General features: G+C 59.7%; 23 protein-coding genes and 1 riboswitch. Of the genes, 14 read left to right on the top strand and 9 right to left on the bottom strand.

The window, feature by feature from the left end; genetic code table 11:
- The first annotated feature begins 33 nt into the window (after positions 1-33).
- Positions 34-172: riboswitch (molybdenum cofactor riboswitch) on the top strand.
- The 6 genes from moaA to QLG03_RS07300 all read left to right on the top strand — a co-directional run bounded on the left by moaA (position 160) and on the right by QLG03_RS07300 (position 3,622).
- A complete protein-coding gene (moaA, locus tag QLG03_RS07325; RefSeq protein ID WP_017900173.1) occupies positions 160-1,149 on the top strand; it encodes a GTP 3',8-cyclase MoaA in 990 nt (329 codons plus the stop codon). (Overlaps the previous riboswitch by 13 nt.)
- Positions 1,150-1,172: 23 nt before the next feature.
- Positions 1,173-1,685 (top strand): molybdenum cofactor biosynthesis protein B, encoded by a 513-nt coding sequence (moaB, locus tag QLG03_RS07320; protein WP_023288921.1) that lies wholly within the window; start codon positions 1,173-1,175, stop codon positions 1,683-1,685.
- 3 nt (positions 1,686-1,688) lie between these two features.
- Positions 1,689-2,177: a cyclic pyranopterin monophosphate synthase MoaC gene (gene moaC / locus QLG03_RS07315; RefSeq protein ID WP_004886142.1), complete on the top strand. Its 489-nt coding sequence runs from the start codon at positions 1,689-1,691 to the stop codon at positions 2,175-2,177.
- Positions 2,170-2,418 carry a molybdopterin synthase sulfur carrier subunit gene (gene moaD, locus QLG03_RS07310; RefSeq protein ID WP_023288922.1) on the top strand — a complete coding sequence of 83 codons (249 nt, stop codon included), beginning with the start codon at positions 2,170-2,172 and terminating at the stop codon, positions 2,416-2,418. Before moaC ends, moaD begins: the two co-directional genes overlap by 8 nt.
- 1 nt (position 2,419) lies before the next feature.
- Positions 2,420-2,872: a molybdopterin synthase catalytic subunit MoaE gene (gene moaE / locus QLG03_RS07305; protein ID WP_023288923.1), complete on the top strand. Its 453-nt coding sequence runs from the start codon at positions 2,420-2,422 to the stop codon at positions 2,870-2,872.
- A gap of 45 nt (positions 2,873-2,917) precedes the next feature.
- Positions 2,918-3,622 (top strand): Bax inhibitor-1/YccA family protein, encoded by a 705-nt coding sequence (locus tag QLG03_RS07300; RefSeq protein ID WP_032455204.1) that lies wholly within the window; start codon positions 2,918-2,920, stop codon positions 3,620-3,622.
- 791 nt (positions 3,623-4,413) lie between these two features.
- On the opposite strand, the gene QLG03_RS07295 is transcribed toward QLG03_RS07300, so the two are convergent.
- From QLG03_RS07295 to QLG03_RS07285, 3 genes are read right to left on the bottom strand one after another with little or no spacing between them, the layout of a single operon-like run.
- Entirely contained in the window at positions 4,414-5,379 is a 966-nt protein-coding gene (locus QLG03_RS07295) for a lysylphosphatidylglycerol synthase domain-containing protein (RefSeq protein WP_023288925.1), read from the bottom strand.
- Positions 5,376-6,620, bottom strand: a complete 1,245-nt coding sequence (clsB, locus tag QLG03_RS07290) for a cardiolipin synthase ClsB (protein ID WP_282473614.1) — start codon at positions 6,618-6,620, stop codon at positions 5,376-5,378. The genes QLG03_RS07295 and clsB overlap by 4 nt, the downstream gene beginning before the upstream one ends.
- The gene (locus QLG03_RS07285; RefSeq protein WP_023288927.1) at positions 6,617-7,378 is read right to left on the bottom strand and encodes an endonuclease/exonuclease/phosphatase family protein; all 762 of its coding nucleotides are present in this window, start codon (positions 7,376-7,378) and stop codon (positions 6,617-6,619) included. Before QLG03_RS07285 ends, clsB begins: the two co-directional genes overlap by 4 nt.
- Positions 7,379-7,509: 131 nt before the next feature.
- Here QLG03_RS07285 and QLG03_RS07280 point away from each other — a divergent pair, with 131 nt between their 5' ends.
- Positions 7,510-7,920, top strand: a complete 411-nt coding sequence (locus tag QLG03_RS07280) for a YbhQ family protein (RefSeq protein WP_012542390.1) — start codon at positions 7,510-7,512, stop codon at positions 7,918-7,920.
- Here QLG03_RS07280 and QLG03_RS07275 read toward each other — a convergent pair.
- From QLG03_RS07275 to QLG03_RS07250, 6 genes are all read right to left on the bottom strand, one after another.
- Entirely contained in the window at positions 7,882-8,988 is a 1,107-nt protein-coding gene (locus tag QLG03_RS07275) for an ABC transporter permease (RefSeq protein WP_023288928.1), read from the bottom strand. The genes QLG03_RS07280 and QLG03_RS07275 overlap by 39 nt on opposite strands.
- A gap of 129 nt (positions 8,989-9,117) precedes the next feature.
- Positions 9,118-10,251 (bottom strand): ABC transporter permease, encoded by a 1,134-nt coding sequence (locus QLG03_RS07270; RefSeq protein ID WP_023288929.1) that lies wholly within the window; start codon positions 10,249-10,251, stop codon positions 9,118-9,120.
- A complete protein-coding gene (locus QLG03_RS07265; protein WP_023288930.1) occupies positions 10,241-11,980 on the bottom strand; it encodes an ATP-binding cassette domain-containing protein in 1,740 nt (579 codons plus the stop codon). Before QLG03_RS07265 ends, QLG03_RS07270 begins: the two co-directional genes overlap by 11 nt.
- Positions 11,973-12,968, bottom strand: coding sequence for a secretion protein HlyD (gene hlyD / locus QLG03_RS07260; protein ID WP_023288931.1), 996 nt, complete (start codon positions 12,966-12,968; stop codon positions 11,973-11,975). The genes QLG03_RS07265 and hlyD overlap by 8 nt, the downstream gene beginning before the upstream one ends.
- Entirely contained in the window at positions 12,968-13,627 is a 660-nt protein-coding gene (gene cecR, locus QLG03_RS07255; protein WP_255988179.1) for a transcriptional regulator CecR, read from the bottom strand. The genes hlyD and cecR overlap by 1 nt, the downstream gene beginning before the upstream one ends.
- 73 nt (positions 13,628-13,700) lie before the next feature.
- A complete protein-coding gene (locus QLG03_RS07250) occupies positions 13,701-14,624 on the bottom strand; it encodes a LysR substrate-binding domain-containing protein (RefSeq protein ID WP_044521808.1) in 924 nt (307 codons plus the stop codon).
- Here QLG03_RS07250 and QLG03_RS07245 point away from each other — a divergent pair.
- The 7 genes from QLG03_RS07245 (at position 14,616) to dinG (ending at position 22,941) form a co-directional block, all read left to right on the top strand.
- Positions 14,616-14,753 carry a hypothetical protein gene (locus QLG03_RS07245; RefSeq protein WP_032428692.1) on the top strand — a complete coding sequence of 46 codons (138 nt, stop codon included), beginning with the start codon at positions 14,616-14,618 and terminating at the stop codon, positions 14,751-14,753. The genes QLG03_RS07250 and QLG03_RS07245 overlap by 9 nt on opposite strands.
- Before the next feature lie 288 nt (positions 14,754-15,041).
- Positions 15,042-16,376 (top strand): MFS transporter, encoded by a 1,335-nt coding sequence (locus tag QLG03_RS07240; protein WP_048297113.1) that lies wholly within the window; start codon positions 15,042-15,044, stop codon positions 16,374-16,376.
- Positions 16,377-16,426: 50 nt separating this feature from the next.
- Positions 16,427-17,176, top strand: a complete 750-nt coding sequence (locus QLG03_RS07235) for a glucose 1-dehydrogenase (protein ID WP_072421942.1) — start codon at positions 16,427-16,429, stop codon at positions 17,174-17,176.
- Between the two features lie 13 nt (positions 17,177-17,189).
- Positions 17,190-18,035 carry a transketolase gene (locus QLG03_RS07230; protein ID WP_048334488.1) on the top strand — a complete coding sequence of 282 codons (846 nt, stop codon included), beginning with the start codon at positions 17,190-17,192 and terminating at the stop codon, positions 18,033-18,035.
- On the top strand, positions 18,035-19,027 hold the full coding sequence (locus QLG03_RS07225; protein ID WP_032455214.1) for a transketolase family protein: 993 nt from the start codon (positions 18,035-18,037) through the stop codon (positions 19,025-19,027). The genes QLG03_RS07230 and QLG03_RS07225 overlap by 1 nt, the downstream gene beginning before the upstream one ends.
- A 215-nt stretch (positions 19,028-19,242) precedes the next feature.
- Positions 19,243-20,592, top strand: a complete 1,350-nt coding sequence (rhlE, locus tag QLG03_RS07220) for an ATP-dependent RNA helicase RhlE (protein WP_023288938.1) — start codon at positions 19,243-19,245, stop codon at positions 20,590-20,592.
- Between the two features lie 192 nt (positions 20,593-20,784).
- Positions 20,785-22,941 (top strand): ATP-dependent DNA helicase DinG, encoded by a 2,157-nt coding sequence (gene dinG, locus QLG03_RS07215; RefSeq protein ID WP_255988175.1) that lies wholly within the window; start codon positions 20,785-20,787, stop codon positions 22,939-22,941.
- The last annotated feature ends 22 nt before the right edge of the window (positions 22,942-22,963 follow it).

Genomic DNA, 22,963 nt, shown 5'->3' with positions numbered 1-22,963 from the left:
TGGCGAAACCGCCTGGAACGCGCTACTATCGGCATAACCTGTTAACACTCTAGCCTCTTCGCCTGTGTCAAAAGATATGGCGGTTTGGCCGCGACGCCCCCGGTTGTCGCCAGGGCGTGGGAAGAAATGACCGCGTCTCCCGTATTTGGAAAGGTGTATATGGCCTCACAGCTTACCGATGCATTCGCGCGTAAGTTTTATTACCTGCGTCTGTCGATTACCGATGTGTGCAATTTCCGTTGCACCTACTGCCTGCCGGATGGCTACAAGCCCGGCGCCGTCAATAACAACGGCTTTCTCAGCGTAGACGAAGTGCGCCGGGTTACGCGCGCTTTCTCCGCGCTGGGCACTGAAAAAGTTCGCCTCACCGGTGGGGAACCCTCCCTGCGCCGTGACTTCACCGAGATCATCGCCGCCGTGCGTGAAAACCCGGCGATCCGTCAGATTGCCGTCACCACCAACGGTTACCGCCTGGCGCGCGATGTCGAACGCTGGCGCGATGCCGGGCTGACGGCGATCAACGTCAGCGTCGATAGCCTCGACGCCCGCCAGTTCCATGCCATCACGGGCCAGGACAAATTCCACCAGGTGATGGACGGGATTGACGCCGCTTTCGCCGCGGGCTTTGACAAGGTGAAGGTGAATACCGTGCTGATGCGCGATGTTAACCATCACCAGCTTGATACCTTCCTCGCGTGGATCCAGCCGCGTCGAATTCAGCTGCGGTTTATTGAGCTGATGGAAACCGGCGAGGGCAGCGACCTGTTCCGTCGTCACCATCTCTCCGGCATGGTGCTGCGCGACGAGCTGCTGCGCCGCGGCTGGATCCACCAGATCCGCCAGCGCAGCGATGGTCCGGCGCAGGTCTTTTGTCATCCGGACTACGCCGGCGAGATCGGCCTCATCATGCCGTACGAAAAAGACTTCTGCGCCACCTGCAACCGTCTGCGCGTCTCCTCCGTCGGCAAACTGCACCTGTGCCTGTTTGGCGAAGGCGGCGTCGACCTGCGCGACCTGATGGCCGATGATCGGCAGCAGGCGGCGCTGGAAGCGCGGATCGCCGAAGCCTTAACCCACAAAAAGCAGACCCATTTCCTGCATCAGGGCAACACCGGCATTACGCAGAACCTGTCCTATATTGGCGGATAATCGTTTTCGAAAGGAGCATTCAGATGAGCCAGGCTAGCGCTGAGTTTATTCCGACCCGTATTGCTATTCTTACCGTTTCCAGTCGTCGCGGCGAAGAGGACGACACTTCCGGCCACTGGCTGCGTGAGGCGGCGCAGGAGGCGGGGCACCATGTCGTCGATAAGGCGATAGTCAAAGAGAACCGCTACGCCATCCGCGCCCAGGTATCGGCGTGGATCGCCAGCGATGAGGTGCAGGTGGTGCTGATCACCGGCGGGACCGGGTTCACCGAAGGGGACCAGGCGCCGGAAGCGCTGCTGCCGCTGTTTGACCGTGAGGTGGAAGGTTTTGGCGAAGTGTTCCGCATGCTGTCGTTCGAAGAGATCGGTACCTCGACGCTGCAGTCCCGGGCGGTGGCCGGCGTCGCCAACCACACGCTGATCTTCGCCATGCCGGGCTCGACGAAAGCCTGTCGCACCGCGTGGGACAACATTATTGCCCCGCAGCTGGATGCCCGCACCCGTCCTTGTAATTTTATTCCTCACCTGAAGAAATAATTTATGTCACAACTGACCCATATTAACGCCGCGGGCGAAGCCCATATGGTGGATGTCTCCGGCAAAGCGGAAACGGTGCGCGAAGCGCGCGCCGAGGCTTATGTCGAGATGCAGGCGACGACCCTGGCGATGATTATCGACGGCAGCCACCATAAAGGCGACGTTTTCGCCACTGCGCGTATCGCCGGGATCCAGGCGGCCAAGCGCACCTGGGAGCTGATCCCGCTGTGCCATCCGCTGATGCTCAGCAAAGTGGAAGTCAATCTGCAGGCGCAGCCGGAACATAACCGGGTGCGCATCGAATCGCTCTGCCGCCTGACCGGCAAAACCGGCGTCGAGATGGAAGCCCTTACCGCCGCCTCGGTTGCCGCGCTGACCATTTACGATATGTGCAAAGCGGTGCAGAAGGATATGGTGATTGGCCCGGTGCGTCTGCTGGCGAAAAGCGGCGGCAAGTCCGGCGATTTTAAGGTGGACGAACGCCATGATTAAGGTTCTGTTTTTTGCCCAGGTGCGCGAGCTGGTGGGTACTGATTCGCTGACTCTCGACGCCAGCGACCTGGCCACCGTTGAGGCTGTGCGTCAGCAGCTTGCCGCTCGCGGCGATCGCTGGGCGCTGGCCCTGGAGGAGGGCAAACTGCTGGCGGCGGTTAACCAGACGCTGACCGCCTTTGACCATCCTGTCGCCAGCGGGGATGAAGTGGCGTTCTTCCCGCCGGTCACCGGAGGCTGACATGACGCAAACTCGTATCGTCGTTAGCCCGGCGCGCTTTAGCGTCGGCGAGGAGTATCCCTGGCTGGCCGAACGCGATGAAGACGGCGCGGTGGTCACCTTCACCGGCAAAGTGCGCAATCACAACCTCGGCGACAGCGTGAAAGCGCTGACCCTCGAGCACTATCCGGGGATGACCGAGAAATCGCTGGCGGAGATCGTCGACCAGGCGCGCGAGCGCTGGCCGCTGGGCCGGGTAACCATTATCCATCGCATCGGCGAAATGTGGCCGGGGGAAGAGATTGTGTTTGTCGGCGTCACCAGCGCCCACCGCGGCAGCGCCTTCGCCGCCGGCGAGTTTATGATGGACTACCTGAAAACCCGCGCGCCGTTCTGGAAACGCGAGGCGACGCCGGAGGGCGAGCGCTGGGTCGACGCTCGCGACAGCGATCGCCAGGCGGCAGAGCGCTGGTAGTGTGATACGCTTACAGAGTGAAACTTTGTTAATCAGGAGAGAGTCATGGACAGATATCCGCGTTCCGATTCAATAGTGCAGGGCCGCAGCGGCCTGCAGACTTATATGGCGCAGGTGTACGGCTGGATGACGGTTGGCTTGCTGCTGACGGCGTTTATCGCGTGGTTTGCGGCTAACACCCCGGCGGTGATGATGTTCGTCTTTTCGAGCAAAATCACCTTCTTCGGGCTGATCATCGCCCAGCTGGCGCTGGTGTTTGTGCTGTCGGGGATGGTACAGCGGCTGAGCGCCGGGATGGCGACCACCCTGTTTATGCTCTATTCGGCGCTCACTGGGCTGACGCTGTCGAGCATTTTTATCGCTTATACCTACTCCTCCATCGCCAGCACCTTTGTGGTCACTGGCGGGATGTTCGGGGCGATGAGCCTTTACGGCTACACCACTAAACGCGACCTGAGCGGCTTCGGCAGCATGCTGTTTATGGGGCTGATTGGCATCGTGCTGGCGTCGCTGGTAAACCTGTGGCTGAAGAGCGAGGCGCTGATGTGGGCCGTGACCTACATTGGGGTGGTGCTGTTTGTCGGCTTGACCGCCTACGACACCCAGAAGCTGAAAAATATCGGCGAGCAGATTGATACCCGCGACAGCGCCACGCTGCGTAAATACTCGATCCTCGGCGCCTTAACGCTGTATCTGGATTTCATCAACCTGTTCCTGATGCTGCTGCGTATTATGGGCAATCGCCGCTAACCTCTTTATATCAAGGGGTTGCATCTCAGAACGCCCGGCAAGCGCAGCGCCGCCGGGCAAGCATTGATTACCTTCCAGGCAACCCTGTTGCGCCGTTTTTTTGCCGGGTGGCGGCTGCGCCTGACCCGGCCTACAGGGTTCGTGCGACCTGTCGTTGATTTACCCACTTGTGCGACTGAAACTGCCGGTGCTGACGGCCTCAAAATCGCTGAGACGTTCCCGGAAGGCCGGGGCAGCCCGCATGGATGCGGGCTGAGGGCCGTGTTTTGCATGGACGCTGCCTCGGCCCGACCCGAAGCCTGCAGGGATAAGTCGAAGGTACCGCGTAGCGGCGATTTTGCTGGCCGGAGCCCGGGGGTACAGGGGGCGGCGGCGCTGGCCGCCCCCTGTGCGCTCCCTGCGCCGTAAGAGACATAGCGCAGAAGACTAGCCGGGAGCGCAAACTACGGTGAAGCCACAGATAACATAAACAACCACACGGCAGTGCTTCCCCTCTCCCGGAAACAGTCCGGCTGGCGTTCAGGCCCATGCAAGCGCAGCGCCGCCGGGCGAGACGCCAGGCGCGGTACCCGTGATGTTTCCGGGTGACGGCTGCGCCTTACCCGGCCTGGAGGACCCTCTCACAGGCTCACACCCCGTAGGCCCGCGCAAGCGCAGCGCCGCCGGGCGAGACGCCAGGCGCGGTACCCGGGATGTTGCCGGGTGACGGCTGCGCCTTACCCGGCCTGGAGGCCCCCCCTCACAGGCTCACACCCCGTAGGCCCGTGCAAGCGCAGCGCCGCCGGGCGATTTCACTCGCGGGCCAGCTTGCGCTGGTTCTTTTGCCGCAGCTTTTTCGCCCGACTCTCCAGCAGCAGATAGGCCACCGTCGCCAGCAGCAGCGGCAGGAAATAATAGAGCGCGCGCCAGGCGAGGAGGGCGGCGATGATCGCCCCCTTCGAAATCTCTTCCCCGGAGAGCATGGCGATAAACACCGCCTCCAGCACGCCAATCCCGGCCGGGATGTGGATAATCACCCCGGCGATACTGCTCACCAGCAGCACTCCCAATACCAGGAAATAGTTAATCTCGCTGCCCAACAGCAGCCAGATGATCGCCCCCATCGCCATCCAGTTCGCCGCCGAGACCCCCATCTGCAGCAGCGCGAATCGCCAGGAGGGCAGCACCAGCCGCTGGCCTTTGATCGTCAGGTGACGGCGTTTGGCGAACGCGCAGCCGAAGAGATAGCACAGCGTGAGAAATAGCATCGCTCCGCCGATAATCCGCAGGGTGGTCTGGCTGATGTACCAGTGCGACGGCAGCTTCACCAGATCCGCCGTAAAGATCACCCCACCGAGCAGGATATAGCCCAGCCAGTTGGTGGTGATGCTTAAGGAAAAAATACGGGTGATGGTGCTATTGTTCAGCCCCAGCCGGGAGTACAGCCGGTAGCGCATGCCGATGCCGCCGACCCAGGTGCTGAGGGTCAGGTTGAAGGCATAGCAGATAAACGACACCAGCATTACCTGGCGTTTCGCCAGCTTGTGTCCGCACCAGGCGCGGCCAAGCAGATCGTAGCAGCCGTAGATCAGATAGCTGACGATGACCAGCGCAATGGCGCTGAACAAGGCCAGCCGATCGTAGCCGCGGATCACCTTCCACACTTCCTGCCAGTCGACCTTCTGCGCGTAAATCACCAGCAGGACGATCACGGCGATAAAAAAGAGCACGGTCAGCACTCTTTTTGCCATCCGCCAGCGCGGGTGCGATTTGCTCATAGTGGATTATCCCTGGTAGGTGACTCGACGCGATCCTGCGTTTCAATCTCCGGCTGCACCGGCGGGCTGACCCTGGCCAGCCGCGGAGTATGGGCCGGCAGCCAGCCGACCCACGCCGGAAAGTGGCGCAGAAAGTGGAAGGCCATCACGCTCACCCCCAGCCGCCACCAGTTGCGTTTCGGCAGCATTGCTTTATCGATCCGCTGGCAATCCCGGGCGATAAGCCCGTTAAGGTTATCGCGCAGCGTCTGGTTAAACACCCGGTCGTGGATGATCAGATTGGCTTCCAGATTCAGCGACAGGCTGAGCGGATCCAGGTTGCTCGACCCGACGGTGGCCCAGTGGTCGTCCACCAGGGCGACTTTGCCATGCAGCGGACGGCGGCGATATTCGTAGATCTGCACGCCGCCTTTGACGAGGTAGTGATAGAGCAGGTGGGCGCCAAATTTCACAATTGGAATATCCGGTTCGCCCTGGACGATCAGCTTCACCCGCACCCCGCGCCGCGCGGCATTGCGCATCGCATGCAGCAGACGATAGCCGGGGAAAAAATAGGCGTTCGCGATTATCACCTCCCGGCGGGCGCTGGTCAGCATCTTCAGGTAGTGGCGTTCGATATCGTCGCGGTGATCCTGATTATCGCGCCAGACGAACAGCGCCTGCGCCTCGCCGGGGGTCTGGTTGATCTCCGGCTGATGGCGACGACGGCGCCACCAGCGGCGGGCGGTTTCGCTGTTGGGCAGATTCTCCAGTTCGAACTGCAGAATATCCAGCACCACCGGCCCCTCGACCTGCACCGCGTAATCCTGCTTCGCCTCCGGGCCATAGTCGCTCATATGTTCAGCGGAGTAGTTGATACCGCCGACAAAGGCGGTGGTGTCGTCGATCACCACGATTTTACGGTGCATGCGACGGAACAGGTTAGTGCGCATTCCCATCAGCTTAGGGCGCGGGTCGTAATAGCGGAAAATCACCCCGGCGGCGGTCAGTTCGCCGACAAACTCATCGCTAAGATCCGGCGAGCCGTAGCCGTCAAGCAGCACTTCCACCTGGATGCCGCGGCGGGCGGCCTTCAGCAGAACCGCGTGCAGCTGTCGGCCGACCTCATCTTCAAACCAGATAAAGGATTCGAGGATCACCCGCCGGCTGGCGCGACCGATGGCCGCAAACAGCGCCGGATAGTACTGGTCGCCGTTCTCCAGTAGCGTAATGCGGTTGCCTTCCTGCCAACGACATTTCACAAATGAATCTCCACGCTAAGGGGTGCATGATCGGACAGATGCCGCCACTGTTTGAGGGCCAGCGCCTTCGGGCGGCTGGCGTGGGCGTTCTTGACGTAAATGCGATCGAGGCGCAGCAGCGGAAAACTGACCGGAAAGGTGCGCGCCGGGCGTCCGCGGGCGCGGGTAAAGATCTCTTCCAGCCCCGCCTGGGCTTTTAACGGCTGGTTAGCCTGCTGACGCCAGTCGTTAAAATCCCCGGCCACCACCACCGGCTCGCCGGCGGGCAGGGTGTTGACCCATTCCGTCAGCATCCCCAGCTGCGCCTGCCGCTGGTCGGCACGCAGTCCGAGATGGACGCAAATGACGTGAATCGTGACGCCGCTCTGAGGCGGCACGATGCGGCAGTACAGCAGGCCGCGTTTCTCCCCGTTGCCGACCGAGATATCGCGATTCTCATAGTATTCAATCGGGAAGCGCGACAGCACGGCATTGCCATGGTGACCTTCCGGATAGACCGCGTTGCGCCCATAGGCGTAGTCGCTCCACATGGTGTCGGCGAGAAATTCGTAATGGGTCGTATCTGGCCAGTTTTCGATATGCAACGGGTGAACTTCGTGAGCGCCCATCACTTCCTGCAGGCAAACTATGTCAGCACTGACGCTGCGAACGGCTTCGCGCAGCTCGGGCAAAATAAAACGCCGATTAAACGCCGTAAAGCCTTTATGGGTGTTAATTGTCAGCACGTTCAACGAAAATCCCGACGTTGGCTCAGCCATAATTCTCCAGTAAATGTCACTTTCCTGAATAAAATAGTGTAGTAGACGTCACAAAAAGATGCGGTGTTACGGAATTTTCCGTAAAGTGCGGTACTCTGAGTAGCAGAGAAAAATCCTTCAGGAGAGAAGCCATGAAGTGGCAACAACGTGTACGCGTCGCAACAGGTCTTAGTTGCTGGCAGATTATGTTGCATCTACTGGTCGTGGCAGTGCTGGTGATGGGATGGATGAGCGGCGCGCTGGTGCGCGTCGGATTAGGGCTGTGCGTCCTCTACAGCGTCACGCTGCTGGCGATGCTGTTTCTGCAGCGTCATCACGAGGCGCGCTGGCGCGATGTGGGAGACTTCCTTGAGGAGCTCACCACCACCTGGTACTTCGGCGCCGCCATGATAGCGCTGTGGCTGCTGTCGCGCGTGCTGCACAACAACCTGCTGCTGGCCCTCGCCGGGCTGGTGATACTGGCAGGCCCGGCGGTGGTCTCGCTGCTGGCGAAAGATAAAAAATTACGCAATCTTTCTTCGGAACATCGCATACGCCGCTGAGCCGGTGGTGGCCGCTATGACCAGTAGCGGCCACAAACTTCCCCACACAATCTCCAGACTCGCATCCTTCAGATAAATTTGCTTGGTGATATCGGTAAAGTGGCGGATCGGGTTTATCCACGTCAGATCCTGCAGCCACTGCGGCATGTTTTCCACCGGTGAAACGTAGCCGGAGAGAAGAATCGCCGGCATCATAAAGACGAATACGCCGATAAACGCCTGCTGCTGCGTGGCGCACAGCGATGAGATCAATAAGCCAAAGCCCACCAGCGATAGACCGTAAATCACCATGGTGAAATAGAACAGCAGCAGCGAGCCGGCAAACGGGATCTGATAGGCCCAGATACCAATCGCCAGCACGATAGTCGCCTGCAGGGTGGCGACGATCAGCGCCGGCACCGCTTTACCAACAAAGATTTGCCAGGTGGCGAGAGGCGAGACCAGCAGCTGATCGAGGGTGCCCTGCTCGCGCTCGCGGGCCACCGACAGCGAGGTGACGATCATCACCCCGATGGTGGTGATCATGGCGATGAGCGACGGCACCACGAACCACTTGTAGTCGAGATTCGGGTTATACCAGTTGCGCACCACCAGTTCGCTATTGTTCGGCTTCGCTTTGTCCTCCAGCAGTTCCTGCTGGTAATTTTTCACGACCTGCTGCAGATAGTTGGCGGCGATTTGCGCGCTGTTGGAGTTGCGCCCGTCGAGCAGGAGCTGCAGCGGGGCGGTTTGATAGTTGTCGAGGTTGCGTGAGAAATCCGCCGGGAAGCGCACCACCAGCAGGGCTTTTTGTTCATCGATGGTCGGCTGGATCGCCTGCGGGCTTTTCAGCAGCAGGACGTGGGTAAAGGCTTTGGCGCGGGCAAAGCGCTGAGTGAGTTCCACCGCGTGGCGACCGCTGTCCTCGTTATAGATGGCGATGGTGGCGTTGGTCACCTCCAGCGTCGCGGCAAAGGGAAACAGCAGCACCTGAATCAGCACGGGCATGATTAAAATCGCCCGCGTCTGCGGTTCGCGCAGCAGCGACTGCAGCTCTTTGCGGATCAATGTCCATAAACGGTGAAACATATTAGCTCCTTTGGCCCATTCAACAACGCCGGGCGGTACTGCGTTCGCCCGGCGTACGGGTTCGGCGAACCGTATAATCGATGTTGGTTAAACCGTAGGCCCGGTCAGCGCAGCGCCACCGGGCAAAACCTAATCCAGACGCCGTTTGGTTTTCAGCCACGTCAGGCCGATAAACATCACCGCCGAAGCAATCAAAAACAGCACATTCACCAGCAGCACCACCGGAATATTGCCCGCCAGAAACAGGCTTTGCAGGGTGTTGACGAAATAGCGCGCCGGGATCACATAGGTCACCGCGCGGATCACCGCCGGCATGCTGTCTATCTGGAAAATAAACCCGGACAGCATTATCGACGGTAAAAAGGCGGCGTTCAGCGCCACCTGCGCGGCGTTAAACTGGTTGCGGGTGATCGTCGAGATCAGCAGTCCCATCCCCAGGGTACTGAGCAAAAACAGACTGGTGATGACAAACAGGATCGGCAGCGAACCGCGATAGGGCACGCCGAGAATAAACACCGACACCAGCATACACAGCAGCATCGCCAGCATGCCGAGGAAGTAATAGGGGATGAGCTTGCACAGCAGCAGTTCAGCGCGGGTGATCTCTGTCGACAGCAGCGCCTCCATGGTGCCGCGCTCCCATTCGCGGGCCACCACCAGCGAGGTCAGTATCGCGCCGACCACGGTCATGATAATGGTGATCGCTCCGGGGATAATAAAGTGCTGGCTGATGGCCGCCGGGTTAAACCAGTAGCGCATCTGCACGTCGATCAGCGGTTCAAAGGTCTCGCCGCGGTCTTCCGCCCGCTGCTGCTGCCAGATCTGCCAGATACCCTCCACGTAGCCCTGGGCGAAGTTAGCGGTATTGGGCTCGCTGCCGTCGGTGATGAGCTGGAGCGGCGCAGTGGCGCCGGGGCGGGCCATCTGGCGGTCGAAGTCCACCGGAATGACCACCATCGCGCGGATGCGACCGGCCTGCATCAGCTCAATTAGCCGCTGGCGATTGTCACTGACGGTGGCGTCGATATAGGGCGAGCCGGTCATGGTATGCACGAAGTCCAGCGCCTCTTCGCTCTGCTGCTCCAGCAGAACCCCCACCCGCAGCTTGCTGGAGTCGAGGTTAATGCCGTAGCCGAAGATAAACAGCAGCAGCAGAGGGATCACCACCGCAATCAGCCAGCTGCTGGGATCGCGGACGATCTGCCGGGTCTCTTTGACGCACAGGGCGCGGACCCGCCGCCAGGAGAGGAGATTACTGCTCATGGCCATTCTCCTTATCCCAACGGTTAATCAGGGTAATAAACGCCTGCTCCATGGTCGGGTCCGTCTGGTTGTCATCCGCCGCCTGGGCCTTCAGCGCGTCCGGGGTGCCGCTGGCGATAAGCTTACCGTGATAGACCAGCCCAATGCGGTCGCAATACTCCGCTTCATCCATAAAGTGAGTGGTGACCATCACCGTCACCCCTTTATCCACCATGCTGTTGATATGCAGCCAAAACTCGCGACGCGTGAGGGGATCGACCCCGGAGGTGGGTTCGTCGAGAAAAAGAATGTCGGGTTCATGCATCAAGGAACAGGCCAGCGCCAGCCGCTGCTTATAGCCGAGCGGCAGCTCGTCGGCGGCGTGGCGGGCGATGCTGTTCAGACCGAAGGCATCGCTCATGCGGGCAATTTTGTCATTTTGCGCCCGACCGCGCAGGCCGTAGACCCCGGAGAAAAAGCGCAGGTTCTGTTCGACGCTGAGGTTGCCGTACAGCGAAAATTTTTGCGCCATATAGCCCAGATGCTGACGCGCCTTGCCGGAGCTGACCTTGAGATCCATCCCCAGCACCAGCGCTTTGCCGGAGGTGGGCACCAGCAGGCCGCACATCATTTTGAAAGTGGTGGATTTCCCTGCGCCGTTGGGGCCGAGCAGGCCGAAGATCTCGCCGCGCTTGACCTGGAAATCGACGTGGTCGGTGGCGGCGAAATCGCCAAATTTTTTAGTCAGCGACTGCGCCTCAATCACCGTTTCGTCTTTGCTGCCGTCAACGCGATGGATAATTGCCCCCAGCGGCGATTCGGCGGTCCCGGCGCCGCCGAGCAGGTCGATAAAGGCGTCTTCAAAGCGCGGCGCGGTGTCGGTCACCTGCAGCGACGGCATATCGTCATGTTGCTGAACCTCATCGATGCGCGCCTCCTTTTTCAGGATCAGACGCACCGATTTGCCCTGAATCACGCCGTCGCTAACCTGCGGCAGCTTCAGCGCCCGCTGCAGCAGGCGGCGGTTGTTCTCCTGCGGGCTGGAGACCAGAAAGCTGCGCCCGGCCATGGTTTGCGTCAGGGCCGTCGGCTCCCCTTGATAGAGCAGTTTACCTTCGTTCATCAGCAGCACATCGCGACACTGCTCGGCTTCATCGAGATAAGAGGTGCTCCACAGGATCAGCATGCCGTCGCCGGCCAGCTCGTGCACCATCTGCCATAGCTCGCGGCGGGAGATCGGGTCGACGCCGACGCCGGGCTCATCCAGCAGCAGCACCTTCGGGTCACCCACCAGGGTACAGGCGAGCCCCAGCTTTTGCTTCATGCCGCCGGAGAGCTTGCCCGCCAGCCGCCCGGTGAACGGGCCAAGGGCGGTGAATTCCAGCAGGCGGTCGAAAATTTTCTTCCGCGCCTCGCCGGTGACGCTGCGTAGATCGGCATACAGGGTGAGGTTTTCCATCACCGTCAGATCTTCATACAGGCCGAACTTCTGCGGCATATAGCCGAGCACCGCGTGCAGAGCGCTGTCGTCTTTTAGCGGATCAAAGCCAATCACCCTGGCGCTGCCCTCATCAGGCTTAAGCAACCCGGCGAGCATCCGCATGAGGGTGGTTTTCCCTGCGCCGTCGGGGCCTACCAGCCCCGTGACGTAGCCGGCGCGGATCGTACAGGTCAGCGGGGCCACCGCTGGCCTGTCCATCCCGGGGAAACGGCGGCTCAGGCCGTTTAAGGCGATGACGGCCTCACTCATGTCCGTTCCCGTTGTCAAAGGAGACGGTCACCGGCATCCCCTGGCGCAGCGCGCCGTCGGCGTCGGTTACCACGATGCGCAGACGGTAGACCAGATCGGTGCGCAGGTCCGGCGTCTCGACAGTCTTCGGCGTGAACTCAGCGCTCGGCGAGACAAAGCCGATTTTGCCGTGATAGGGCTTATCCGGCCGGCTGTCGGTATAGAGCAGCACTGCTTGTCCCGGCTGCGCCTGGCCGAGGTTTTTCTCGTCAACGTAGGCGCGGACCCATACTGGATGGGTCAGGGAGAGGGTTAGCACGGTGCCGCCGGCGTTGAGCATAGTGCCGGGCTCGACGGCGCGGGTCATCAGCGTGCCGTCGGAAGGGGCGGTCAGCACGGTGTCGTGCAGGTCCAGTTTAGCCTGGGCCAGCGCCGCCTGCGCCTGTTCGAGGCTGGCTTTGGCCTGGGCTATCTCCTGCGGACGATTGCCGGCGCGGTATTGACGCAGTTTATCCTGCGCTGACTTCAGCGTTGCCTGCGCCTGGTCGCGCGAGGAGCGGGCATTCTCCAGATCGTTGGCGGAAATGGCGCTGCTGGCGCGTAAACCCAGCTGGCGCTGATAAAAGTTTTGCGCGTAGTCGTAAGCGGCCTGCGCCTGATTCACTGCCGCCGCGGCCTGGGCAATCTCTTCCGAGCGGTAGCCGGCCATCATCAGGTCATACTGCGCCTGGGCGGTGGAGACGTTGGCCTGCGCCTGCAGCAGGGCGTTTTCATAGGGGGCACGGTCAAGCTCGCCGAGGGTTTGCCCCGCGCGGATGCTGTCGCCTTCGTCGACGGTCAGCGAGGCCAGTCTGCCGCCGACGCGAAAGCTCATATTGACGGTGCGGATATCGACATTGCCATACAGAGTCAGCGGCTGCTGCCGGCTGCTCTGGTACCACCACCAGCCGCCGCCCAGCGCGGCGAGAAGAATCACGATCAGCAGAATGACGACGACGGGTTTTTTCATCAGCCCAAACTCCTTTGCGATAACCCATGCAGAATGAAATCGATATGACAGGTAATGACCTCAAAAATCTGTTCGGTTTTTTGCGCGTCAAACTGCGTCCAGCCGGTGCGCAGCAGGATGGTTTCACGCCCGAGACGGAAAGCGAGCACCTCGCCCAGCAGGGCGTGGGTATGGAGGATCATTTGCGTATCACCGGCATCGCGACCCGTCCAGGCGGCGATCAGCCGGGTGAGATAGTGGTGCAGGGGGGCGATCACCTGCTGGTGGATCAGATGGTACGCGGCGGTGGGCGCCAGCTGTTCCCGGGAAATAAATTTGCTCAAGTTGACCGTATCATCCTGGGTCAGCAGCAGGATCATGTTATGGCAGGCGCTGAGGATGAGGGCGCGGATCGCCTGGCGATCCGGCAACTCTCCGGCGAGCAGGGCCTCCGCCGCTTCGGCGTGCGGGCGAAAATTGTCTCCGATAAAATCGGCGATCCACTGGCCGCAGGCGAGATACAGGTCGTCTTTCGAGCCAAAATAGTAGGTGATAGCGGCGATATTCTGCCCGGCCTGGGCGGCGATATCGCGGGTGGTGGCATGCTGGCCGTACTCGCCAAACTGGGCGATAGCGGCCGCGATAAGCTGGCTTTTTGCCTGTTCGCCTTTACTGGTCATCGCGCTCTGAAAAAATTAATCAATCGATTGATTAACTTTAGGCGCCGACTGGCGGTTTGTCCACCAGCCAGGACTAAATATGAAAACCGTCTTCCTGTAGCTCCCCGGCGACCCAGGCGAAGAAGCGCTGGACCTTTTCCTTCTGTTCATTGGCATGGGGAAGGACGAAGTGGTGCGCGCCGACCGGCATACTCCGCTCGTCGGCAAACACCGGCGTCAGCTGCCCCTGACGCACGTGGCCGCCGGCCAGCAGATTGCTTTCCAGGATCACCCCCATCCCCATCCGGGCCGCCTCGATGCTCATGTACGACCGGTCGAAATTAAAGATAAAGTTTTTGTGCCAGCCGCGGACCTTGTGCCACGACAGCCAGTTGCTCCAGTTAATTAAGGTGCTGTCGGAATGGATCAGATCGCAGGCCAGCAGATCTTCCGGGGCGCGAACCGCATGGCGGGCTAAATAAGAGGAGGCGCTGTAGGGCAGGACGCACTCATTTTTAATGGTCCTGACCAGCAGCGTCGGCCACTGCGACAGCCCGTGGCGAATATCGATATCAATATTATCCCGGGAGAACTGAATGCTTTCGTAAGAGCAGGTCAGGCTAATTTTTAGCTCCGGCCATGCCTGACGGAATTTATCCAGCCGCGGCATCAGCCACAGCAGGCCGAAGCTCGGCGCTGAGTGAATGCGTAAATAATCCTGATGAATATCGTTGATCACCTGGCTGGTGGCCTGGCCAATCATATTCAGCGCTCCGGAGACCTCTTTGAGATATTTTTCTCCCACTGCAGTTAACATCACGCCTTTGCTGCTGCGGGAGAACAGTTTTTTTCCCAGCAAGTGCTCCAGACTGGCTATCTGGTGGCTGACCGCCGAGGCGGTAATGTTGAGGTTCTCTGCGGCCAGGTTGAGGCTGCCGGTTGCGGCGACTTCAATAAAAGCCTGGATATTGCGTAAAGAGGGCATCGGCAGATTTTTATTGGGCAGCGGTTGACTCATGGCGGCATCCTGCGCGGGGCGCGAATAAAAGAAAATGGCGAACAGCGTGGCGCAGCCGTGATGAACAGCATAGGGAAAAGCGAAAATAACCTTTTAATTTGTGATGGGCTTAACAATTTATCTCGTTAAAATCGCCCCTCTCAGTAAACGCTAAAATTTGCGGGGAGTCACTAACTCAATTTTTCTCAATCATAATTGAGCTTTTTTGAATACCTTTTCATTTTTGGGTTGTTATATTCCCCTCACAGGCCTGATCACAAACTGCGATGCGCTTGGGTCGCAATAATAAAACACCTAACCACCTGTTTCGCTGTGCGAAAAGACATGTCTCTCTTGTTGCGCCAGGGCGCGTGAAACGCGGCGAACCCAGGCGGCAACCTACGGCGAAGTGGATGAGGTATAAGATGAGGAAACCCTATGTCACGTATAGATACGCTGGTCTGTACTGACGCCAGGAAAACAAAATATCGTTTTGTAGTTTTGACGATGATTTTCCTGGTGTATGCCATCAATTACGCCGACAGAACGAATATCGGCGCGGTACTGCCGTTTATCATTGATGAATTCCATATCAATAATTTTGAGGCCGGAGCGATTGCCAGTATGTTTTTCCTCGGCTATGCGGTCAGCCAGATCCCGGCCGGCTTTTTCATCGCCAGACGCGGCACTCGAGGGCTGGTTTCGCTATCTATTTTCGGCTTCTCCGCTTTTACCTGGCTGATGGGCACGGTGAGCTCCGTATTTGGCCTGAAGCTGGTGCGGCTGGGCTTGGGACTAAGCGAAGGTCCCTGCCCGGTGGGGCTGGCGTCGACGATAAACAACTGGTTTCCGCCGAAAGAGAAAGCCACGGCAACCGGCGTTTACATCGCGGCGACCATGTTTGCCCCGATTATCGTGCCGCCGCTGGCGGTGTGGATTGCGGTGACCTGGGGCTGGCGGTGGGTCTTTTTCTCCTTTGCTATTCCCGGGATCGTAGCAGCGATAGCGTGGTACCTGTTGGTGAAGTCAAAGCCCGCGGAAAGCGGATTCGTATCTCCAAGCGAACTGGCAGAGATTAATGCCGGGCGGGACAGCCATCATAATGACGGTGTACGTGAAAATATATTAATCGCCGATCGCTTCACCTGGCTGGATAAAATTATCCGGGTGAAAAAAATGCCGCCTGTGGATACGGCGAAGGGATTATTTACCTCAAAAAATATTCTCGGAGACTGCCTCGCATATTTTATGATGGTCAGCGTGTTATATGGATTATTAACCTGGATCCCGCTGTATTTAGTGAAAGAGCGCGGTTTCGATGTGATGAGTATGGGGTTCGTGGCCAGTATGCCGTGCATCGGCGGCTTTATTGGCGCGATTGGCGGCGGATGGATTTCGGATAAATTATTAGGCCGTCGGCGTAAACCAACCATGATATTCACAGCGGTATCAACCGTAGTCATGATGTTAATTATGCTGAATATACCGGCAAGCACCCTGGCGGTCTGTATTGGTTTATTCTTTGTCGGTTTCTGTTTGAATATCGGCTGGCCGGCTTTTACCGCCTACGGTATGGCCGTTTCGGACAGCAAAACCTATCCGATCGCCTCTTCCATTATTAATAGCGGCGGCAACCTCGGCGGATTTGTGGCGCCGATGGTGGCCGGTTTCTTACTGGATAAAACGGGGAGCTTTAATTCTGTCTTTACCTATTTTGGTATCTGCGCCGCAATCGGTTTGGTGGTGATTCTTTTCCTCGATGAGCCACAATAACGAAAATAGATCCTGTTAATTAATATGACGTAATGTCATGGAGTGAAACTATGTTATTAAAAGATAAAGTCGCCATTATTACTGGCGCGGCCTCCGCACGCGGTTTGGGTTTTGCGACCGCGAAATTATTCGCCGAAAACGGCGCGAAAGTGGTCATTATCGACCTCAATGGCGAAGCCAGTAAAACCGCCGCGGCGGCGCTGGGCGAAGGCCATCTCGGCCTGGCGGCGAACGTCGCCGACGAAGTGCAGGTGCAGGCGGCCATCGAACAGATTCTGGCGAAATACGGCCGGGTCGATGTGCTGGTCAATAACGCCGGCATCACCCAGCCGCTGAAGCTAATGGACATCAAGCGCGCCAACTATGACGCGGTGCTCGATGTCAGCCTGCGCGGCACGCTGCTGATGTCACAGGCGGTGATCCCCACGATGCGGTCGCAAAAATCCGGCAGCATCGTCTGCATCTCGTCCGTTTCCGCCCAGCGCGGCGGCGGTATCTTCGGCGGTCCGCACTACAGCGCGGCAAAAGCCGGCGTGCTCGGCCTGGCGCGGGCGATGGCGCGCGAGCTTGGCCCGGACAACGTCCGCGTTAACTGCATCACCCCGGGGCTAATTCAGACCGACATTACCGCCGGCAAGCTGACGGACGACATGACGGCCAATATTCTTGCCGGCATTCCGATGAACCGCCTCGGCGACGCGGTGGACATCGCCCGCGCCGCGCTGTTCCTCGGCAGCGACCTCTCTTCCTACTCCACCGGGATCACCCTGGACGTTAACGGCGGCATGTTAATTCACTAAGCGAGGCACAGAGATGAACATCACCGAATCACAAAAAGTCGCCGCGGCGGCGTGGCGTATCCGCCGCTATGCCCTGCAAATGGGGGAAGTTCAGGGGCAGGGCTATATTGGCCAGGCGCTGGGGTATGCCGATGTGCTGGCTACCGCCTTCAGTTACGCCATGACCTATCGCCCGGAAGATCCTGAGTGGGAGGGGCGCGATCGCTTCCTGCTTTCTCATGGCCATTACGCTATCGCTTATTATGCCGCGTTGCTGGAGGCGGGCATTATTCCGGAAGCGGAACTGGAAACCTACGGCTCCGACGACAGCCGCCTGCCGATGTCCGGCATGGCGACCTACACCCCGGGGATGGAGATGTCCGGCGGCTCGCTGGGGCAGGGGCTGTCTATCGCCGTCGGCATGGCGCTCGGCCTGCGGCAGAAACAGAGCAAGGCCTGGGTCTATAACTCGATGTCCGATGGGGAGCTGGATGAAGGTTCGACCTGGGAAGCGGCGATGTCGGCGGCTCACTATGGCCTGACCAACCTGATTAACCTTGTCGACGTCAACAAACAGCAGGCCGACGGCGATTCACGCAAAATCCTCGGCTTTGAGCCGCTGCAGGATAAATGGGCCGCCTTCGGCTGGTACGTGCAGCGCGTAGACGGTAACGATCTGCCGGCGGTGATGGCCGCCTTTGACAACGCGAAAAGTTTTTCCGGCAACCAGCCGCGGGTCATTTTGTGCGACACGCTGATGGGCAAAGGGGTGCCGTTCCTCGAAACCCGCGATAAGAATCATTTTATTCGCGTCGATGCCGACGAATGGCAAAAAGCGATTGCGGTGCTGGACGCTAACAAACCGGAAGGAGTGCTGTAATGAGCCAGAGTAAACCTCGTTTAAAAACGTCGGCGATGATCGCCTCGATTGCCGATGAAGGCCAGGCCACCGTCTCTGCGCCCTTCGGCGTCGCGCTGTCGAAACTCGCGGCGCAGCGCCCGGCGATCGTCGGTATGACAGCGGACCTGTCAAAATATACTGACCTGCATATTTTCGCCCAGGCCTTCCCGGATCGCTTTTTCCAGATGGGAATGGCGGAGCAACTGCTGATGGCGGCGGCGGGAGGCATGGCGAAGGAGGGATTTATTCCCTTCGCCACCACCTATGCCGCCTTTGCGACCCGTCGCGCCTATGATTTTATTCATCAGGTGATCGCTGAAGAGCATCTGAACGTCAAGATTTGCGCGGCGCTACCGGGCCTGACGACCGGCTATGGCCCCAGTCATCAGGCCACCGAAGATCTGGCGATCATGCGTGGTATCCCCGGAATGGTCATCGTCGATCCCTGCGATGCGCTGGAGATTGAGCAGGCGGTACCGGCCATTGCCGATCACCATGGCCCGGTTTATATGCGCCTGCTGCGCGGGAAAGTGCCGCTGGTGCTGGATAAATACGACTATCAGTTCGAACTGGGCAAAGCGAAGCTGCTGGAGGACGGCAACGACGTGTTGATTATCTCCTCCGGGCTAATGACCATGCGCGCGCTGGAGGCGGTTGAAAAGCTGCGGGACGATAATATCAGCGTGGCGGTCCTGCACGTGCCGACCATCAAACCGCTGGATGAACAAGCGATTATTGAACAGGCGTCGAAGCCGGGTCGCCTGGTGGTCACCGCCGAAAACCACACCGCGGTCGGCGGGTTAGGAGAGGCGGTGGCCGCCCTGCTGATGCGCAAAGGGGTTCGCTGCGAGCTGGATACCGTAGGGCTGCCTGACGCGTTCCTGTTAGCCGGCGCGCTGCCGACCCTCCACGATCGCTACGGCATCTCCACCGCGAAGATCGTTGAAAAAATTAAGTATCGTCTGCGTTAACCGCGCTGTGGCGACCCGCCTGGCCGCTGAGCGCCCTCAGCGGCCTTCTTCCCCCCGCCAGCCAGGCGCGGCATTCTTTTGCAGATTTTATGCGGCCTGTCACAAAATCTGCTAGACTGCGCCCCTTCATGGCATTGTGGTTTTTGCCATCTCTTATCGCAATAATCTCCCTGAAAACTACGCCCTTCACCGGGCCGGGGCGGTTCGGAGTTGTTATGTCTTTTGATTCCCTTGGCCTGAATCCCGATATCCTGCGCGCTGTCGCTGAGCAGGGCTACGTTGAGCCGACCCCTATCCAGCAGCAGGCGATCCCGGCGGTACTGCAGGGCCGCGACCTGATGGCCAGCGCCCAGACCGGCACCGGTAAAACGGCGGGCTTTACTCTGCCGCTGCTGCAGCGCCTGATCCAGAACGAGCCGCACGCGAAGGGTCGTCGCCCGGTGCGCGCGCTGATCCTGACCCCGACCCGCGAGCTGGCGGCGCAGGTGGGCGAGAACGTGCGGGATTACAGCAAATATCTGAATGTTCGCTCTCTGGTGGTGTTCGGCGGCGTGAGCATCAACCCGCAGATGATGAAGCTGCGCGGCGGCGTCGATATCCTCGTCGCCACCCCGGGCCGTCTGCTGGACCTGGAACACCAGAACGCCGTCAGCCTCGATAAAGTGGAAATCCTCGTACTGGATGAAGCGGACCGCATGCTGGATATGGGCTTTATCCATGACATCCGCCGCGTACTGGCTAAACTGCCGCCGCGTCGGCAGAACCTGCTGTTCTCGGCGACCTTCTCCGACGAGATCAAAGGCCTGGCTGAGAAACTGCTGCACAACCCGCTGGAAGTGGAAGTGGCGCGTCGCAACACGGCCTCCGAGCAGATCACCCAGCACGTCCATTTTGTTGACAAAAACCGTAAGCGCGAGCTGCTGTCGCAGCTTATCGGCGAAGGCAACTGGCAGCAGGTGCTGGTCTTTACCCGCACCAAGCATGGCGCCAACCACCTCGCGGAGCAGCTCAACAAAGACGGCATCCGCAGCGCGGCGATCCATGGCAACAAGAGCCAGGGGGCGCGTACCCGCGCGCTGGCCGACTTTAAATCCGGCGGCATTCGCGTGCTGGTGGCGACCGATATCGCCGCCCGCGGTCTGGATATCGAAGAGCTGCCGCACGTGGTGAACTACGAGCTGCCGAACGTGCCGGAAGATTATGTCCACCGTATCGGCCGTACCGGTCGCGCGGCGGCCACCGGCGAAGCCTTATCGCTGGTGTGCGTGGATGAGCACAAGCTGCTGCGCGATATCGAGCGCCTGCTGAAGAAAGAGATCCCGCGCATCGCGATTGCCGGCTATGAGCCGGATCCGTCCATTAAAGCCGAACCTATCCAGAACGGTCGCCAGCAGCGCGGCGGCGGTCGTGGTCAGGGACGCGGCGGCCAGGGCCAGGGGCGCAGCGGACAGCCGCGCAGCCAGAGCAGCGCCCCGCGTCGTCAGGACGGCGAGGCGCCGAAAGCGCGCACTCAGGACGGCAAACCGCCGCGCCGCCGTCGCCCGCGTAAACCGGCTGGCGAATAACAGGCTGATGCCCGGACCGCGAGAATGCGGTTAAGCACGGCTCAGGCCCGTCTGTCCGCTACGCGGCGGCGGGCCTTTTTCTTTCCATTACACTATTTGTCGAGCACGCTTCCACACTGAGCAGAAAGCAATACCTCCGGGCGGGCAAAAATGGCACAATAGTGGCTGTTTATACAGTATTCAGGTTTTCTCATGGCTTTGACCGCTGCGCTGAAAGCGCAAATCGCCGCCTGGTATAAGGCGCTTCAGGAACAGATCCCGGACTTTATTCCCCGCCCCCCGCAGCGGCAGATGATCGCTGATGTGGCGAAAACCCTCGCCGGGGATGAGGGCCGGCATCTGGCTATCGAAGCGCCGACCGGCGTGGGTAAAACGCTGTCATATCTGATCCCCGGCATTGCCATCGCCCGTGAGGAACAAAAAACGCTGGTGGTCAGCACCGCCAACGTCGCCCTGCAGGATCAAATCTACAGTAAAGACCTGCCGCTGCTGCGCAAGATTATCCCCGACCTGCGCTTCACCGCCGCCTTTGGTCGCGGACGCTACGTCTGCCCGCGCAATCTGACGGCGCTGGCCAGCACCGAGCCGACGCAGCAGGATCTGCTGGCCTTCCTCGACGACGATCTCACCCCGAACAACCAGGCCGAGCAGAAGCTGTGCGCGACGCTGAAGCAGGATCTCGACAGCTACCGCTGGGACGGGCTGCGCGACCATACCGACAAAGCCATCGACGATGGGCTGTGGAGCCGGCTGAGCACCGATAAGGCCAGCTGCCTGAACCGCAACTGCCACTACTATCGGGAGTGTCCGTTCTTTGTGGCGCGGCGGGAAATTCAGGAGGCGGAAGTGGTGGTGGCCAACCATGCGCTGGTGATGGCGGCGATGGAGAGCGAGGCGGTGCTGCCGGAGCCGAAAAACCTGCTGCTGGTCCTCGATGAAGGTCATCATCTGCCGGACGTCGCCCGCGACGCGCTGGAGATGAGCGCCGAGATCACCGCCCCCTGGTTTCGCCTGCAGCTGGATCTGTTCTGCAAGCTGGTGGCTACCTGCATGGAGCAGTTCCGCCCGAAAACCACGCCACCGCTGGCCAATGCGGAGCGGCTCGCCGGCCATTGCGAAGAGCTGTTCGAGCTGATTGCGTCGTTGAATAATATTCTCAATCTCTATATGCCCACCGGTCAGGAAGCGGAGCATCGCTTCCCGATGGGCGAACTGCCGCAGGAGGTGATGGAGATCTGCCAGCGGCTGGCGAAGCTCACCGAGACGCTGCGCGGGCTGGCGGAGCTGTTCCTTAACGATCTCAGCGAAAAGACCGGCAGCCATGACGTGGTGCGCCTGCATCGGGTGCTGCTGCAGATGAACCGCGCCCTCGGCATGTTTGAAAGCCAAAGCAAGCTGTGGCGTCTGGCGTCGCTGGCGCAGTCCTCTGGCGCGCCGGTGACCAAATGGGCGACGCGGGTGGTGCGCGACGGCCAGATCCACGTCTGGTTCCACTGCGTCGGCATCCGCGTCAGCGATCAGCTTGAACGACTGCTGTGGCGCAGCGTGCCGCATATCGTGGTGACGTCAGCGACGCTGCGCTCTCTAAACAGCTTCTCGCGCCTGCAGGAGATGAGCGGCCTGAAGGAGAAAGCGGGCGACCGCTTCGTGGCGCTGGATTCGCCGTTCAACCACGTAGAGCAGGGGAAAATTATTATTCCTCAAATGCGCTATGAACCGCTGATGGATAACGAAGAGCAGCACATCGCCGAGATGGCGGCCTATTTTCGCCAGCAGGTGGAGAGCAAGAAACATCTCGGGATGCTGGTGCTGTTCGCCAGCGGGCGAGCGATGAATCGCTTCCTGGAGCATGTGACCGATCTGCGCCTGATGCTGCTGGTGCAGGGCGACCAGCCGCGCTACCGGCTGGTGGAGCTGCATCGCAAACGGGTGGAAAGCGGCGAGCGCAGCGTGCTGGTGGGCCTGCAGTCCTTTGCCGAAGGTCTCGATTTAAAAGGCGATCTGTTAAGCCAGGTGCATATCCATAAAATCGCCTTTCCGCCCATCGACAGCCCGGTAGTGATCACCGAAGGCGAATGGCTGAAAAGCCTCAATCGTTATCCCTTCGAGGTACAGAGTTTGCCCAGCGCCTCCTTTAATCTTATTCAGCAGGTGGGGCGTCTGATCCGTAGCCATCACTGCTGGGGAGAGGTGGTGATTTACGATAAGCGTCTGTTGACCAAAAACTACGGCGCGCGTCTACTGAACGCGTTACCTGTTTTTCCCATAGAGCAGCCGGGCGTCCCGGAGGTTATAGTAAAACGTAAAGCAAAACAGACAGCAAAACAGACAGGCCGCAAACGTCGTTGACGCCGGCGCGTGACGCAACAGG

It is taken from the genome of Klebsiella sp. V115_8 (assembly GCF_029967715.1).
In the GTDB taxonomy this organism is placed as follows: domain Bacteria; phylum Pseudomonadota; class Gammaproteobacteria; order Enterobacterales; family Enterobacteriaceae; genus Klebsiella; species Klebsiella quasipneumoniae.
This window is presented reverse-complemented; position numbering and strand designations above follow the sequence as displayed.